Source organism: Algoriphagus boseongensis (assembly GCF_004362805.1).
Taxonomy (GTDB): Bacteria; Bacteroidota; Bacteroidia; order Cytophagales; family Cyclobacteriaceae; genus Algoriphagus; species Algoriphagus boseongensis.
Genome location: NZ_SNYF01000006.1, coordinates 380,964 through 396,287, shown reverse-complemented (window position 1 = coordinate 396,287; position 15,324 = coordinate 380,964). Strand labels below are relative to the sequence as shown.

At 42.2% G+C, this 15,324-nt stretch carries 16 protein-coding genes; 4 read left to right on the top strand and 12 right to left on the bottom strand.

All coding sequences use genetic code 11. From position 1 onward, the window contains the following. Positions 1-95: 95 nt before the first annotated feature. The 4 genes from DFQ04_RS09280 to DFQ04_RS18325 form a co-directional block, all read right to left on the bottom strand. Entirely contained in the window at positions 96-1,337 is a 1,242-nt protein-coding gene (locus tag DFQ04_RS09280) for a hypothetical protein (RefSeq protein ID WP_133555080.1), read from the bottom strand. 185 nt (positions 1,338-1,522) lie between these two features. Then, entirely contained in the window at positions 1,523-2,494 is a 972-nt protein-coding gene (locus DFQ04_RS09275) for an AAA family ATPase (protein ID WP_133555078.1), read from the bottom strand. 118 nt (positions 2,495-2,612) lie between these two features. After that, complete coding sequence (locus DFQ04_RS09270; RefSeq protein WP_133555076.1) at positions 2,613-3,233, bottom strand: pseudouridine synthase; 621 nt, start codon at positions 3,231-3,233, stop codon at positions 2,613-2,615. Positions 3,234-3,243: 10 nt separating this feature from the next. After that, positions 3,244-3,420 (bottom strand): hypothetical protein, encoded by a 177-nt coding sequence (locus DFQ04_RS18325; RefSeq protein ID WP_166637294.1) that lies wholly within the window; start codon positions 3,418-3,420, stop codon positions 3,244-3,246. Between the two features lie 365 nt (positions 3,421-3,785). On the opposite strand from DFQ04_RS18325, the gene DFQ04_RS09265 reads away from it, so the two are divergent. Continuing rightward, a complete protein-coding gene (locus DFQ04_RS09265; RefSeq protein WP_133555074.1) occupies positions 3,786-5,318 on the top strand; it encodes a SulP family inorganic anion transporter in 1,533 nt (510 codons plus the stop codon). Between the two features lie 16 nt (positions 5,319-5,334). On the opposite strand, the gene DFQ04_RS09260 is transcribed toward DFQ04_RS09265, so the two are convergent. The 5 genes from DFQ04_RS09260 to DFQ04_RS09240 all read right to left on the bottom strand — a co-directional run bounded on the left by DFQ04_RS09260 (position 5,335) and on the right by DFQ04_RS09240 (position 8,089). Then, positions 5,335-5,952 (bottom strand): low molecular weight phosphatase family protein, encoded by a 618-nt coding sequence (locus tag DFQ04_RS09260; protein WP_133555072.1) that lies wholly within the window; start codon positions 5,950-5,952, stop codon positions 5,335-5,337. 10 nt (positions 5,953-5,962) lie between these two features. After that, entirely contained in the window at positions 5,963-6,433 is a 471-nt protein-coding gene (locus DFQ04_RS09255) for a DUF6428 family protein (protein WP_133555070.1), read from the bottom strand. Between the two features lie 18 nt (positions 6,434-6,451). Further along, complete coding sequence (locus DFQ04_RS09250; RefSeq protein WP_133555068.1) at positions 6,452-6,781, bottom strand: ArsR/SmtB family transcription factor; 330 nt, start codon at positions 6,779-6,781, stop codon at positions 6,452-6,454. Positions 6,782-6,852: 71 nt separating this feature from the next. Beyond that, positions 6,853-7,266, bottom strand: a complete 414-nt coding sequence (locus DFQ04_RS09245) for an SRPBCC domain-containing protein (protein ID WP_133555067.1) — start codon at positions 7,264-7,266, stop codon at positions 6,853-6,855. Between the two features lies 1 nt (position 7,267). Then, positions 7,268-8,089 carry a VOC family protein gene (locus tag DFQ04_RS09240; protein ID WP_133555065.1) on the bottom strand — a complete coding sequence of 274 codons (822 nt, stop codon included), beginning with the start codon at positions 8,087-8,089 and terminating at the stop codon, positions 7,268-7,270. A gap of 156 nt (positions 8,090-8,245) precedes the next feature. Here DFQ04_RS09240 and DFQ04_RS09235 point away from each other — a divergent pair, with 156 nt between their 5' ends. Continuing rightward, positions 8,246-9,301, top strand: coding sequence for a hypothetical protein (locus tag DFQ04_RS09235; RefSeq protein WP_133555063.1), 1,056 nt, complete (start codon positions 8,246-8,248; stop codon positions 9,299-9,301). Here DFQ04_RS09235 and DFQ04_RS09230 read toward each other — a convergent pair. Together DFQ04_RS09230 and DFQ04_RS09225 are read right to left on the bottom strand one after the other, a co-directional pair. Next, positions 9,298-9,927, bottom strand: coding sequence for a response regulator (locus tag DFQ04_RS09230; RefSeq protein WP_133555061.1), 630 nt, complete (start codon positions 9,925-9,927; stop codon positions 9,298-9,300). The genes DFQ04_RS09235 and DFQ04_RS09230 overlap by 4 nt on opposite strands. A 20-nt stretch (positions 9,928-9,947) precedes the next feature. Then, positions 9,948-11,936 (bottom strand): tetratricopeptide repeat-containing sensor histidine kinase, encoded by a 1,989-nt coding sequence (locus DFQ04_RS09225; protein ID WP_133555059.1) that lies wholly within the window; start codon positions 11,934-11,936, stop codon positions 9,948-9,950. A gap of 192 nt (positions 11,937-12,128) precedes the next feature. On the opposite strand from DFQ04_RS09225, the gene DFQ04_RS09220 reads away from it, so the two are divergent. Next, positions 12,129-12,575, top strand: a complete 447-nt coding sequence (locus DFQ04_RS09220; protein WP_133555057.1) for a DUF6252 family protein — start codon at positions 12,129-12,131, stop codon at positions 12,573-12,575. A 104-nt stretch (positions 12,576-12,679) separates the two neighbouring features. Then, the gene (locus DFQ04_RS09215) at positions 12,680-14,794 is read left to right on the top strand and encodes an IPT/TIG domain-containing protein (protein WP_166637293.1); all 2,115 of its coding nucleotides are present in this window, start codon (positions 12,680-12,682) and stop codon (positions 14,792-14,794) included. An 85-nt stretch (positions 14,795-14,879) separates the two neighbouring features. Here the strand turns inward: DFQ04_RS09215 and DFQ04_RS09210 are convergent, their stop codons facing one another. After that, positions 14,880-15,299: a hypothetical protein gene (locus DFQ04_RS09210; RefSeq protein ID WP_133555053.1), complete on the bottom strand. Its 420-nt coding sequence runs from the start codon at positions 15,297-15,299 to the stop codon at positions 14,880-14,882. Between the last annotated feature and the right edge of the window lie 25 nt (positions 15,300-15,324).

Here is a 15,324-nt window from a genome sequence, read left to right as displayed (position 1 = left end):
TGACTTGTTAACTTTATATTTCATACAGCAATTAAATTTCACATTTAAGAAAGAGAGACATCAGCCTTGCAAACCGATGCCTCTCTTTGGTTTTTTTATTTGAAATCAGCTAGGGCATTTGCAGCGGAAGCCCAAGTCCAATTAGAGAATACAGATTTGTCAGCACCCACTGTGTTAGCTTTGGCAGCTACTGCTGTAGCATGGACATCGGTGCCATTTCTAAATGCTTGAGTTAAAGTTACTCCTTCTTTAAGAGTAGCTTGGAGAGCTGAGAATTTCAATGTTCCGTTGGTGAAGTTTGCGATGGTATTGTCACCACTTAGAGATAAATCTCCTCTGCCAGCATTATTATTATCAGCCGGTGCAGGGAAATTGAAGAAATAAAGGTTTCTGAAAGTTCCAGCAGCACCAGCTCTAAAGTCTGCAAATTCTGATGCAGGATTTCCTTTTATAGAACCATTTGAAAGAGTATGACCTGCATTGGTGAAGCTACCTTCTGGACCATCAATTTCTAGTGCATGGTCTGTGTTTGAACCACAGATTACAATGAAGTTATCTAAAGTACCCGCCCAAGCCTGATCAGTATCCATGCCATCATCGCCAGAGTTCCAAACCAATGCGTTCTTTACATTGACTGTTCCACCGAACCATTCAATTCCATCATCCTGGTTGGCTACGATTTCTATGTTTTCAATAACTGTTGCAGCTCCTACGCCACCCAAAGTCAAGCCATTGATTTCGTTTCCTTCTCCGATGTTAGCACCACCATGACGGATAGAAACATATTTCAATACACCGGAATTGTCATTGTTTTCACTACCTCCATACAAGCCATTGGTATCGGAAGCAGGAATTCCTTCAATCTGAACCTCCTGAATATCTCCAGCAAAAGATCCTTTCGCCTTTCCTAGAATCAAAAGACCACCCCAAAGACCTTCCAAAGTTGGATCTAGGTTTGGAGAAGCGATTTGACCAGGAACAATTTCGTCGGCAACTGTAGTAAAAATGATTGGCTGAGTAGAAGTACCGGCAGCGTTGATTTTTGCTCCTCTTGCGATAACCAATGCAGTTGCATTAGCCCCTGTACCAACTTCCCCTTTAACAATTACACCCGGTTGGATAGTAAGTGTAACTCCAGATACTACTGAAATTCTACCAGAAAGCACATAAACTTTTCCAGTTTCCCAAGTAGTGTTGGTTGTGATGTTTGAGCTGATAACGATACTTGAGTTATCCCCTCCCTCGTCAATGATTGGTTTTTCATTGCCCTCAATGCAGCTGGTAAAGCCCAACACGGCTACCAGAAAAATTAATAAAAGGCTGTTAAATTTTTTCATTGGTTTATAAATTGAATTGTGGTTTTGCACTTTTCTGATACAAAGGTGAATTCAATTTTTTGCCCAAAAGAATGAATCGAATTATGGTTTGTTTAAAAAATCAGGCAGAATTTAATATTGTATTAACAAAAAAAACAGAAAAAAGGGCTTCCCTGCCGAGAAGCCCTTTAATGGGGGAATTTGTGTTATTTTAATGTTACCGACTTGTTAATCGGTACTTTTTCCAAAAGTGTTCTTACCAGGCTTCTGGTGTCAATTCCATCAGCTTCAGCCTCATAATTGAGCAAAATTCGATGATTTAGCACATCCTCAGCTATCTCCTTGATGTCTTCCGGAAGCACATAATCTCTTCCATCCATATAGGCAACCGCCTTGGATGCAAGATTAAGATTGATACTAGCGCGGGGAGATACTCCAAACATGATGTATTTGGCTTCATCCTTCAGCCCGTATTGTTGTGGGAATCGAGTCGCAAAAACCAACTCGATGATATAGTTTTCTAAAGGCTCGGCAAGGTTCACCGAATTAATTTCATTTCGGATATCAAAAATGTCCTGCTTGGACAAAATTGCCTTCACGTCTGATGAATACTGCATGTTGGACATCCTTCTCATAACCTCCAACTCATCTGACTTGCTTGGGTAGTCAATATGAACCTTCATCATAAAACGGTCTACCTGAGCTTCTGGCAGGGGATAGGTACCTTCTTGATCTACTGGGTTTTGAGTAGCCAAAACCAAGAAAGGTCGATCCAATTGAAATGTGGTCTCCCCGATGGTCACTTGCTTTTCCTGCATCGCTTCCAAAAGCGCAGACTGAACTTTGGCAGGAGATCGGTTGACCTCATCTGCTAAAATCACATTGGAAAAAATCGGACCTTTTTTCACCTCAAAACTTCCGGTCTGCTGATTATAAATCATCGTTCCGATCAAGTCCGAAGGAAGCAAATCTGGGGTAAACTGAATTCGGTTAAAATTCAGATGAAGTACCTTGGCAAGTGTATTTACGGTCAGGGTTTTTGCCAAGCCTGGCACCCCTTCCAAAAGAATATGTCCATTGGTAAAAAGTCCAATCAGAAGTCGGTTAACCATTTTGTCCTGACCGACTACGACTTTTTTTACTTCCTGTATGACTGCTGCTATTTTTTCCTGATGCATTGAATTCAAGATTTATGGGCCGAATTTGACTCGCCTAAATTAGGGGAATTTGATCCAACCAACAATCTTAATTGGTATAAGCGGAAAAGCCTTAGGCAAGGACAAATTTTAGGAATTTTTAAGAGCGTCCATTTTTAGAAACTCCACTTTTAACAAATCCAGTCAATCCCAAAAGCCTATAAACCAATTCCTGATCCATTTCTCTTATTTCCCCCACCTCAAATCCTTCAATGGTAATTTTCTCCATGGAAAAACGAACAAGGCGAAGGGTAGGAAAACCTACGGCTGCAGTCATTTTTCTGACTTGCCTGTTTTTTCCTTCGATCAAAGTCAAGGAAATCCAAGTATCCGGAATACTAGCTCGGTACCGAATAGGCGGATCTCGATCTGGCAATGCCGGGATAGGTTCTAAAATTTTTGCAATGGAGGGCTTGGTGCGGTAATCCTTCCCATCAACATTGATGGTGACTCCAGCCTGAAGTTGCTTCAGAGCTTCTGGGGTGGGAATCCCTTCTACCTGAGCGAAGTAAGTGCGCTGGTGTCCAAATCGGGGATTTAGCATATGATGATTAAGCCATTTGTCGTCGGTGATCAAAAGTAGGCCCTCACTATCCTTATCCAGACGACCCACAGGATATACCTCTCGGGGAAAAGCGCCGAGAGAGGCCAATGTGGGCCCCTCTCCGCTAAATTGGCTGACTACGCCAAATGGTTTGTAAATGATAAAATACCTGGGCAAATCTTTAAGATTAGCTTCCGCAGCCTACACAATCGAAATGGGAATCCATTGGCTTTACACCTTTCAATTGCATTTCTAGGTTATGAATTTGGTCACGTACTTCCATGTCCGCAAACATGTCTCCGGTAAGTTTTCCTTTGAGTGAAGAGATAGCCTCCTCGATCGCTTGTTTTTGTTGTTCTGTCATAAAAGTTAGGTTTGGTCGTTAGGGATAGAGTGGTTTGAAAATAGGAAAATCAGGAAAATTGGTTCCCCTATTTGTCCATTTTTTTGGTTTCAAAAATGAGGCCAGTTGAGAATGAGGGAATTAATTTCAAAAATTTACGCTATCGATTGCGGGAGCTTATTTGAGCGAAAAAAGGAAATCCAAACATAATTTTACTAATAGAAGAAAAACGAAATATTATTTCAAGGCTTCTTTTTTGACTACCTTTGCCTCAATCACCAGTTTTCTTTTCCACCGCGACTCCTGAATTCTTCCAGGTAATCTCCTTCGGTTTGAAACTCGGCTTAAGGCCAAAGAAAACTCAATCCTTCACGATTTTATTTCCGATGAAAAACTACCTAAACCTATTTGATCTCCGCCAAAAAATAGACTACAAAACCGAAATTCTTTCCGGATTGACAGTGGCTTTGGCCTTAATTCCAGAGGCAGTGGCTTTTGCTTTTATTGCGGGATTATCTCCGCTTACTGGATTGTATGCAGCTTTTGTAATGGGCTTGGTGACCTCTATTTTAGGAGGGAGGCCTGGGATGATTTCAGGAGCTACCGGGGCAATTGCCGTGGTAATTGTGACTTTGGCAGCTACCCAAGGCGTGGAATATGTCTTTGCAGCAGTGGTTTTATCCGGTTTACTTCAGGTTATTTTTGGAAGCTTAAAGCTGGGAAAATTCATCCGACTGGTCCCCCATCCGGTCATTTTTGGCTTTGTCAACGGGCTTGCGATCATCATTTTCATGTCCCAATTGGACCAATTCAAAGGTCCGGATGGACAATGGCTGAGTGGAGATTCCCTTTATATTTTCTCCGGGTTAGTTCTTTTGGCTATGGGGATCATTTGGGGTTTACCTAAGCTGACCAAAGCCATACCTGCTTCCCTTACCTCTATTTTGGTGGTTTTTGGAGTGGTAGCCGCCTTGGGTCTGGATACCAAAACGGTGGGCGATATGGCAAGTATCAAAGGTGGATTTCCTCCATTTCATATCCCAGATATCCCCTTTTCATGGGAAACTTTGGAAATCATTTTCCCCTTCTCCTTGATTATGGCAGGCGTGGGATTGATCGAATCTCTCCTTACGCTCAATATAGTTGACGAAATTACCGAAACACGAGGCCGAAGCAATAAGGAGGCTGTGGCTCAGGGCTTGGCAAATGTTGCCTCCGGTTTTTTCTCAGGCATGGGTGGCTGCGCAATGATTGGCCAAAGCTTGATCAATATCTCCTCAGGAGCCAGAGCGAGACTATCCGGAATTGTGGCCTCGGTCATGCTTTTGGTTTTTATCATGTTTGGATCGAGTCTCATCGAAAAGGTACCCATGGCGGCACTTACCGGTCTGATGATCATGGTATCCATTGGCACTTTTGAATGGGCAAGTCTGAGAATCCTCACCAAAATGCCGAAAAAGGATATTTTCCTTATGTTTCTGGTTACCGCGGTGACCGCTGTCCTACACAATTTGGCTTTGGCAGTCTTGATCGGAGTGATCTTGGCAGCACTTTTCTTTGCCTGGGACAATGCCAAACGAATCCGGGCCAGAAAGTATCTGGATGAAAATGGTGTAAAGCATTACGAGTTGTATGGTCCCTTATTTTTCGGGTCGGTGACAGCCTTTGGGGAAAAATTTGACATCCTGAATGACCCTGAGGAAGTAATCATTGACTTTGCAGAAAGTCGGGTAGTGGATATGTCCGCCATAGAAGCACTAAACAAAATCACCGAACGCTATCAGAAAGTTGGGAAAAAGGTTCATCTCAGGCACCTCAGCCCAGATTGTAGAAAATTACTGGCCAAGGCAGACGAGATTATTGAAGTCAATATCCTAGATGACCCAACCTACAAGCTAGTGGTTGATGATTTGGCCTAAAAAGTACTTTTGAAACTTATTTTTTGATTTGGGAGAAAATGTAAAGCATCTCTGAAGCAATTTGAAGGGAGCGCTCCTCGTATTTTTCTTTCTCCAAAACTGTATCATCAAAAGCCTTTGGATCCTCGTACAATACCGGAATCCTCACTTCTGCGCCAGAAATAAAAGGGCAATTTTCATCTGCATGATCACAGGTCATGACTGCAGCAAAATTGGCCTTGGGATTTGCCTGATCGTCATAAACCTTTGAAAAGGCAAGAATGGGCCCTGTGTTTTCTGAAAAAAATATGTGGTAATAAGGGTTTGATCCATTCTCTTGAACAGAGATTTGGAATCCACTTCGTTTAAGCGAATCCACAGCCCTAGGATTAAAGGCTGTGACCTCCACTCCTCCCGAGTAAGTTTGAATGGGTACTCCGAAATATGCTGCAGCCGTTTTTGCCCAAATCTGAGAAAACTGGCTTCTCCGGGAATTGTGAGTGCAAATGAAATTCAGATGAACTTCCGATCCAGCTTGACTCTTGGCTTGAATAAACGCAATCAAGGGCTGTAGAATATGTTTTCTCTCATCAGAAATCGGCAAATCCAAAGCCTTTTGGATAGTTTCCTGCAGGGGTTTAAAGAAATTCAACATCCGTTAATTATTAACAACAACCTGAACCTGGAGTACAAGCAGATGCCTGAGTTTGCAATTGGGAAAGTCGGATTTTAGGCTTTTGGGCAGGAATTCCGCATTTATCTTTTGCCAGGCAATCGGTCATTTTGGTGGTCAATAAAAAGTTAGTCCCATCGTGCTCAAGTCCATATTTTCCGATTGTTTCCCCTTGATATTCCACTTCAATTTCCAGATCAGGAATCCCCAATACTTTTTCAGAAAGTTCAATTATCTGAACCAATTTCTCCGGGTGAAGTCTATGGTCGTAGTCATCTGCATCCCAAAGCTGGAAATTGACTTTTTGCTCTTTTCGAATCGTTCCTCCACAATCGATAAAGTGCTTATCAACCAGACCAACTTCCGTCACGTGGAAATGAGCAGGCACCAAATCCCCATTGGGAAGTTGGAAAGCGATGGTTTTGGATTGGGATAGGATGGTTTTGATTTCAGACAATTTCATGGCTTAGTTTTTTTCAAGTTAACAGGTAGAGCCGCAGGCAGAATAGCTTTCGAAGAAAGATGAAAATTCACTTTTTAGCCTGGCCCAATTCTCAGGATGAATGCAATAGTTGATTTTGGTGCCTTCGATGGTTCCTTGGATAAGTCCAGCATCTTTGAGTTCGCGCAGATGCTGACTAATAGTGGCCTGAGCCAACCCAATTTCCAAAACCAAGTCCCCGTTGATACAAGACTTGGTTTTGACCAAATGCTGAAGAATCGCAATCCGAGCTGGATGAGCAATTGCTTTCGCCAGATTTGCGAGTTCATTCTGCTCTTCAGTAAACAAATGCGTTTGAGTGACTCCCATTGTTTCTAATTATATTGCAATATTACGATTAATAATAAATCTGAGTTCCAAATCAGGAATTTTTTTTTCGCTTATTTTTCGCAGTAAGTTTTGAAATTGTTGAGAATAGCCTGCCAACCTTGGCGCTGCAGGTCAATCGAATTTTGCTTTTCTGCTTCAAAGACTTCAGTAACTAGTACCTGATTCCCATTTTGCTCAAAAAATACATCCAGCTTTCTCCCATCACCCATGGTGCTTCGAATCTCCTGAAAAGGAATGATTTTGGAATAAATTCCCCAAAACTCAAAACTGAAACTTCCATCTTTGGCGGCCATGGTAGCCGAGAATTTCCCCCCTTCACGAAGGTCGTACTCCGCGGCCGGGCAATGCCAATCCTCGGAAGCAAAATTCCATCCGATGACATGCTTGCCTTGAGTCCAATTCTCCCAAACTTTTTGTAAAGGAGCATCAATGACAGCCTTTAAAGTAATTTCAACTGTTTCCATTTCAAGGATTCTTTAGTGTTTCGATGATCAATTTATTCATTTTCAAAAGTGCCTCCATGGATCTCTTTCCTTTTTCAGGATCACTCATCATTTTCCCCAATCCCTCAGGCACAACCTGCCAAGAAAGTCCAAACTTGTCGGTCAACCAGCCACACCGCCCGTGTTCCCCACTTTCTCCCAACTTTTCCCAGTAATAATCAATCTCAGCTTGTCCCTTACAAGTTATCACCAAGGAATTTCCGGGTGAAAAATCAAATTCATGGCGTTCAGGACTACTCATGGCATTCATAATGTAGCCGTCCAATTTGAATTGGGTAAAAAGCAAATCCTCAGAATCCGGGAGTGGAGCTTCCATCAGCCTGATGCTATTGGGAAAAATATGGGTATAGAATTCCCTTGCCTCTCTCACTTTTGATTTCTTCTCATTGACAAAAAGCAGACAGGGAACAATCTTTTGTACTGACCGAATTGGGTCCGCATCCAGCTGCCAATTGGTCCCAAATCTATCCTGAACCCATGCATATTTTGGGCTCCAGGGATAAGTATCCAGGGGAAAATACACCTTTCCGTCCTTTTTCAAGGAATCATATACCTCTTCAATCGATACCTCCTCCCCACAATAAACGAAGTAGGAACAGGCCTGAGTCTGCTGGTACTTTGGACCTCCATTTAGTCCCATCATCAGAGTTCCCATCACCTCAAAACTTACTGCTATTGGGTTTTTATCCACAATTCTGGAATTGGGAAAAACCGAGATATAAAAATCTGCCGCCTCGGCAGCCTGTTGGTCAAACCAAAGACAAGGGTGGATAGAGCTGGACATAGAAACTTGGTTTAAGGCAAGGGACAGCTCAATTTAAGGGATTTTCTGCTTTACCTAATTCATCTCCGTGGCAGTACGGAGATGAAACCCGCAATCAATGGTATTCTAATCGAAGACTATTCTGAAGAGATTTGGAAGCCTAACCAAAAATCCATTATGAAAAGTATTTTATTAATCTTCCTATTTCTTTTTCTGGGCTTTTTTCCAGGAGAAATTTTGAGCGAAAAGGACCTAAAAGTCACTAGCTACAACAAGAAAAACCAAGGTTCCAAAGCCCCAAAAAAGGTCTATATCAGAAGCTTCAATGCCTACTTCGAGGTTTTTGAAGAAGCCTCGGCCAAGACTTCCGGATCAAAAAATGAACGGGCAAACCGAACTACTTATACCTCTGGAACTTCTACCAGTATGGGTGTGCAAATCCAAGGTGTTGATGTGCCCGATTTTCAAAAATTGATCGATGAGGCATACCAAAATTTTGTCAGCCAACTGAAGAGTCAAGGGTATGAAATCATGACTGCAGATGAAGCCAAGAAGTACGAGTATTATGCTGATTGGACCAAGAAGGCAGGAGGAGCTTCCTCTGATGCACAGGTCGAAGGATACATTATGGTCACTCCGACTGGGTATGATTATCTAGTCAAATCTGTGACCAAAGGTGGTAAAGAAAAAATGGGAGGTGGATTTGTAGATCCTACTCCTAAAATCTCCAAAGAGCTAGATAATGCCTTCATCGCAGATGTGAATTTTGCATTCCCTTTTGTCATGTTAGATGCGGACGCCTCTACCTGGACAAATGCTACTTCGGTGAAAGCCAAAATCGGGTATCGAATAGAGCCCTCCCTTGATCCAAGTGAAAACAACCATTCGATCACAAACTTTGGGGTTTCGAGAATTCCTTCTCAAGTCCGATTTGTGTCTGGATTAGACATTGGAAGTAATCCTCTTTTCGATGCGAAAGTCGAACCTAAAAAGGCGGTTTACGCCGAGGGAGTATTCAAAGACACCAAAATCAAAGAGGTGACACAAGCACAGACTGATATGTTTTCCAAAACCGGTTATTCTCAATTGGTGATGGTCTCAGGAGACCAGAAAAAAGTTGCTTCCCACTTCGCCGATTGCGATCACGATGCTTATGTGAATTTTGCTTCAAGTGTGATGAAGGATATGATTGATTCAGGAGTTTCTAATTTCTTGGAACTATCCAAAGATTAATTCAAACCTGAAATCAGGTTATTTTCTATTGCAAATTTCAAAAGACCAACCAATGAGTTGGTCTTTGTTTTTTGATAGATATTCTTCCGGTGAGTTTCTACAGTTCTTTCGGAAATATGAAGTTTTTCCCCGATCTCTTTATTGGATAATTCATCAAAAATCAAGTCCAAAACCTCTTTTTCCCTACTAGTCAAAATGCGCTCATCCTCCGGGAAACGCATACGCTGGATCAGGATTTTTTGAATCTCGGCGCTGAAAAATAGCTGCCCTTCGGAAACCTCTCTGACCGCTTTGAGCAATTCCTGATGGGCGGCTTTTTTCAAAACATAGCCATCAACACCAGTTGCAAGTGCTTCTTTTACGATATAAGGCTCCTCGTGCATGCTAAGAAAAATCACTTTGGCCCTTGGATTCTCCTTTTTGATCATTTTGGCAAGGGCAATCCCCCCTTCTTTAGGAACAGAAATATCGGAGATGACCAAATCGGGCTGTTCAATTTTCCAGATTCTAAAAGCATCCTCGACACTTTCAGAAGTTTGAACTTCGGTGATCCCATCACTATTCAGCAACAAGAATTTCAATCCATCCAAAAGAATTTTATGATCGTCAACGAGCAATAATTTCATGTTAAAAAGAATGTTGCGGGTTAATTGATTCTTTGGGAATAGGGAAATTGAATCAAGAGCTCGGTTCCTTGGATTCCAGGAGAAGTGTACAATTCGAGTTGTGCATTAAGTAATCCTGCCCGAGTATTGATGTTTTTCCATCCATTTCTTTTGCTATGGATAAAAACTGCTGGATCAAAGCCTCTTCCATCATCCAAAAGGCTGAGCCGGATTTTCCCTTCTTGACCACTGAGATTCAATTGAATATTCTTAGCCCCGGAATATTTGAGCACATTGTTGATCCATTCTTGACAGATTCTAAAAAGATTGATTTCCACCAGCTCATCCATTCTTTTGGGAATTCCTGTTGGGCTAATCTCAAGTTTGGCTTTTTCGCTTGCATTGATTCTACCCGCCAGATCTTCCAGCGCACTGATCAATCCAAATCTGATCAAGGTAGCTGGCATCAAGTCGTAGACTACATTGCTGATTTCCTTGGACATCTCATCCAAAACGGAATCAGTTCTGCTGACCAGTTCGGTTTTGAGTTCTTCCTTGGCTTGATCACTTTTCAGTTGGGAGACATAAAGTCTGAGAGCCGAAATGTATTGTCCAAAACCATCGTGCAGATCTTGAGCCATTCGTCTGCGCTCCTGCTCCTGAGACTCCAAAGACGCCTGGATATACGCTTCCTTTACTTTTAATTCCCGATCCTTCACCAGCAGCTCCTGCTTTCGCTTGTTTCTGTTTTGGTAGTAAAAAAAGGTAACGATGGCCAAAAGCAAAAGGAAACCCAAGGCGGCAAAAGCGAAGTAATTTCGCTGCAAAACCGCATTTTTTTCCTGAAGCTCAGCATTCTGAAGGGCTATTTGGTTTTCCTTTTTCTCCAAATCATATTGCACCTGCAAGTCAGTAAGCAGTTTTGCATTTTCAGCGTTGAAGACCTCGCGATTGATCTTTTGGTATTCTTCTAAATAGGCATTGCCTTTTTCGAAATCTCCTTTTCGGAAATAGATTTTGGCCAAGGCATAGTTTAAGGTAAGCGAGTAATTGACCAAATCAGGATGTTCTTTTAAAATCTCCATCCCCCGGTTGGCAAATCCCAAAGCTTGATCTAACTGACCCAAATCCACATGTGCCGCAGAAGAATTGCTCACGATGCTGAGTTCCATTTTTGGATCAAGACTGAATCCATCAGAAGTATCCAAAGCGATTTTCAGCATTGCTATCCCTTTGTCGTATTCTTTCCTTCCAATATACAGGCTGCCTAAGTTGTCATGTACCCGATGGTAAAGAACCTTATTCCCAGCCGCCTTGGCATTATCTATAGCTTTTTGATAATACACAATGGCTTTATCCTCTTCTCCCATCAGTTTATAGCAAATCCCCAAGTTTGCACTGGAAATGGCGATCCCGTTTGGATCTTGGATTTTCTCACGGATGGCCAATGCCTCTAAGTGGTAGGTTATCGCTTGATCAAATAGCTCAAGTTCCTGGTTTGCCAAGCCCATATTTGAAATGTACTTGACCCAGTCGGCTTCCTTTGTAGTTGGATTTTGTTTACTCAATTCCAAAGCCGAGGAAAAATATTCAATGGCGTTCCTGTACTTGGAGGAGTTGAGAGAATTCATTCCAAGATTATTCAGGGATCGTTCTTGCAAGCTCAGCCAGCCATTCTGTTTACTTTCTTCCAGGATTTGTGAGAAAATTTCAAAGGAACTATCCGTCTGCTGGTTTACATCATAGTAAATGCCCAGATTTTGGAGAAGCTCAAAATAAATCCGGGTTTTGCCAAATGACTTTTCTGCCGCTGATAAACCTTCCTTGATTTTTTCTTTCGCCCTCTCTCCATCACTAAAGATCAATGAAAAAGTCATTTCCTGAAGGGCCCTGAATCTAACCGAATCCAGTAGGGATCGATCCTCATATACTTTCTCCAAACTATCCAGTCGATCAGACTGGAAAGCTTGGACAGGAGTACTGGAACAAAATAAAAAACCAAGAAAAAAAGCTAAGCTAAATCGTGTCAAAGGGTTTTAGAAATTGAGTTTCCAAAATAGGTTCAATCCCTGGCTTTTCAAATTGGAAATCAACAAGAGTAGGATTTAGAAAAGATTTTCTTTAAAAAAATCGTAAAAATACCCAGCAGCACGGATAAAATTTACCCAAAACATGGGATTTAAAAGAAGGTAATTAGGAAGCTATTTGCTTTAAAAAAACCTATGAAAATCAAAACCATACTTTTAGCATTTTTGACAGCAGTCTTGTTTAGCAATTGCTCTGATTCCGAAGATCAAATTCCCAATGGCTCCTTAAATGTAGAAGCCACCGTAGACGGGAAGGCGTGGAAAGGGTCCGGAAATAGCCGGGTAACATCTGTAGCGGGAATAGTCGTGTGGGCCATAGGCGCTGGAGCAACTGACAAATCAAACATCGCATTAACTCTCAATGCAGAACGGACTGGAACATTCAATTTGGCTGGAAGTGCGCTCTGGACGACCTCTTCTCAGGTAGTTCACTCAGCCACTTCAGGAACAGTAAACATTACCAAATTGGAAGGAAACAAAGCCTCCGGTACTTTTTCATTCAAGGCTACCCCAATGACGGGTACTGGCCCGGAGGTAACCATCACTAATGGGGTCTTCACAGACGTCAATATCATGAAGTAAGTGTTGAACCTTTTAAACTCATAAATAAATCAAAGGTCAAGAGTAGAGCCCGTGATAATACCCTTAAGCTCTATTTGATGCCCTGGATCAATCAGTATAATCATATGAAAAAGATTCTATTGCCAATTTTTATCCTAGGAGTTTGGATCACTGGGTGCAAAGAGAATAACGAAGACCCAATACCGGTGGATCAATTCACCACCCAGCTTTCAGGAGAGCTTGGTGGACAATCAATCAGCGCCAATTCCTCCGCTATTCAGGGAATTTACTATGCTGATCAAGGAGAAAGCATAGGCTCTTTAGAAGCCTCAGCAACTCTTCCAAATGGAGAAAGACTGACATTCTTCCTGAATGAGGCCAAGGTCGGTACCCTTACGCTTACTCAAATCTTCCCTGCAGTAATGGAGGGAAACTCTTTTGGTTTAAGATCTGAAAAACCTGACAAAGCAGGTGAAAAAGTACAGGCAATACCCGGCACCTATGTGAAGTACCTAAAGTCGGCAAATACATTCTTTGCCATTTCCGGGAAAATCACCATCAAGATTGAAGGAGATAATTTGACTTTTGACTGGGAAGTCACTTTCAAAGATGTGCAGGGAAACACCTTTACTTCCAAGGGTACTTTAAACCTGAAGGATTTCAAATCCAATCAAAAGCCAAAAGCTGAAATCAGCAATCCTACATCCAACCTGAATATCCTTAGTATATCTCCGGATTATGGCAAGGCGGGAACAGAGGTCGTGATCAAGGGGGCTGGATTCAGTGCTTTGAGTACTGAAAACAAGGTCAAGTTAGGCGATTTAAGCCTTGAACCGACCTCATCCTCCGCCACCGAAATCAAGGTGAAAATTCCTGAAAATGGCTCTCATGGAAAATTCAAAATAGAAGTGCTCGGAAGCAGTGTAGAAAGTGGGACCTTCTACTACGAACCCATGGTGTTATCCTTGAATAAAACTTCCGCAAAAGTCGGTGAGGAAATCACGATCACCGGGAAGCACTTTGATGCAGACAAGGCCCTCTTAGAAGTGAAAATCGGTGCAAAAGTGATGGAGCTCGTCTCTTCCACGCTCACATCCATTCAGGTGAAGATCCCTGCCGGAACAGAATCCGGAAAAGTTTCTGTCGCCCGAAAAGGCCGTTCTGCGATAGAAGGACCAGATTTTACCATCGCTGCTGATCCAGTGGCGACTGGACCGGCGATCGGGGATATTTTTGAGACCTTGTCCGGAAACCTCACCTTCGAGGAAGTAATCGTAAACAGTCATGAGTATGGGCCTTTTTGGACAATCGAAATTGATAAGGAAAAAAATGTCCTTTATGCTGTAGGGGAAAAAGGACTGGTTTCCATCAATCTTTCCAATAAATCCATCACGAAAGTTGTCAATACCAGCAGTGAAATTTACCGAAGTGAGATCGGCATTATCAATGCAGCAACTATTCCCCAAACCATCTTTGCATCTCCTGACGGAAACCTATATGGAATCAAAAGCGTGTTCAGCGTTCCTCTTTCTCCAACGAATGTATTTAAGTTAAATCTAGAATCTAAGGCGGTGACTATGCTGGGTAATTCCAAATTCAACAATGGAGCCGGAGTAAATGGGATTTTTGTTGGCACTAATAAAAGCATCTACATCCCGGAATTTACCTCCGGGTATCATCTAGCTTCCTATGATGAAAACCTTGGCAACCGAAATGTTTTGATCCAAGGTATGACCGGAGGATTGGCCACATTCATCATACCTATGGGTGCCAATAGCTTTAGATTGGTTCGAGACAATACCCTGAACTCCTTGAAATACCATGAGATCAACGGAACGGAAGCCTCAGGAGAAGTAGCTATGGGTGCTACTCTCTCTGGAATGCAAGTAGGAGGACAGGTACTTACCCTACCCGTAGGACTAGACCAAGCTGGAGGGAATATTTATGGATTGTTCGGAGGAGCAGCAGGAAATGTGGCCAACTATCCTCAATTCGAATACACCTTGGGAGTCCAGTCAGGAGCTACTGGAAACTTTCAGAAGAAAGGAGGCTTCAAGATCAAGCAGACTTTTGAATACCTGGGAACGACCTATTACCTGAGCTCTAAAAAGACGTTCAATAAGATCATGGGAGTAGATAAAGACGGAAGTATCTATTTTCTGATAAGTACTCCAATGACCAGTCAGGGGGTTCAAGTAGCCGGACCCTTAGGAGGAATTTATAAAGTAAAATTTCAATAAGGACTGAGATGATAGAGCAAAAGAGAGAGGAAGTTTTCCTCTCTTTTTTTGTTCCTTTTCACTTCCTAGGTTTCAAGTACACGGCTTAATCGCCTCCAAGCCGCATCCTAAGACCAATATTTCCTCTCAGGAAGAATTGATCAGAGAGGATATAAGGTGTCGCTTCCATCAATATTCCAAGTCTTTGAAAGGCCGATATGGGCTTAATGGTCGCACCAAAAGGAAGGCCGACTGCACCATCCCCGTAATAGCCAATCATCAAGCCTCCGTGAAGATTGTACCATTCTGATTGATAGAAATTGTATTGTCCAATAGCTTCAGCTCCAAAATCGAGTTCTAGCCGATCGGTGGCTAGAAACCGAATTTCTCCAAAGAACTTCTTTTCGATATTGGTCCCAACGCCGACCTGTGAGGATAACCCAGAATGATAGACACCTACTTGAACTTGGGAAAAAGCTTGTCCAAAACTTACTAGGCCAAAAAAGAGGATTAAAATATATCTCATAAATCAATAGTTAAAACTTTCGTAA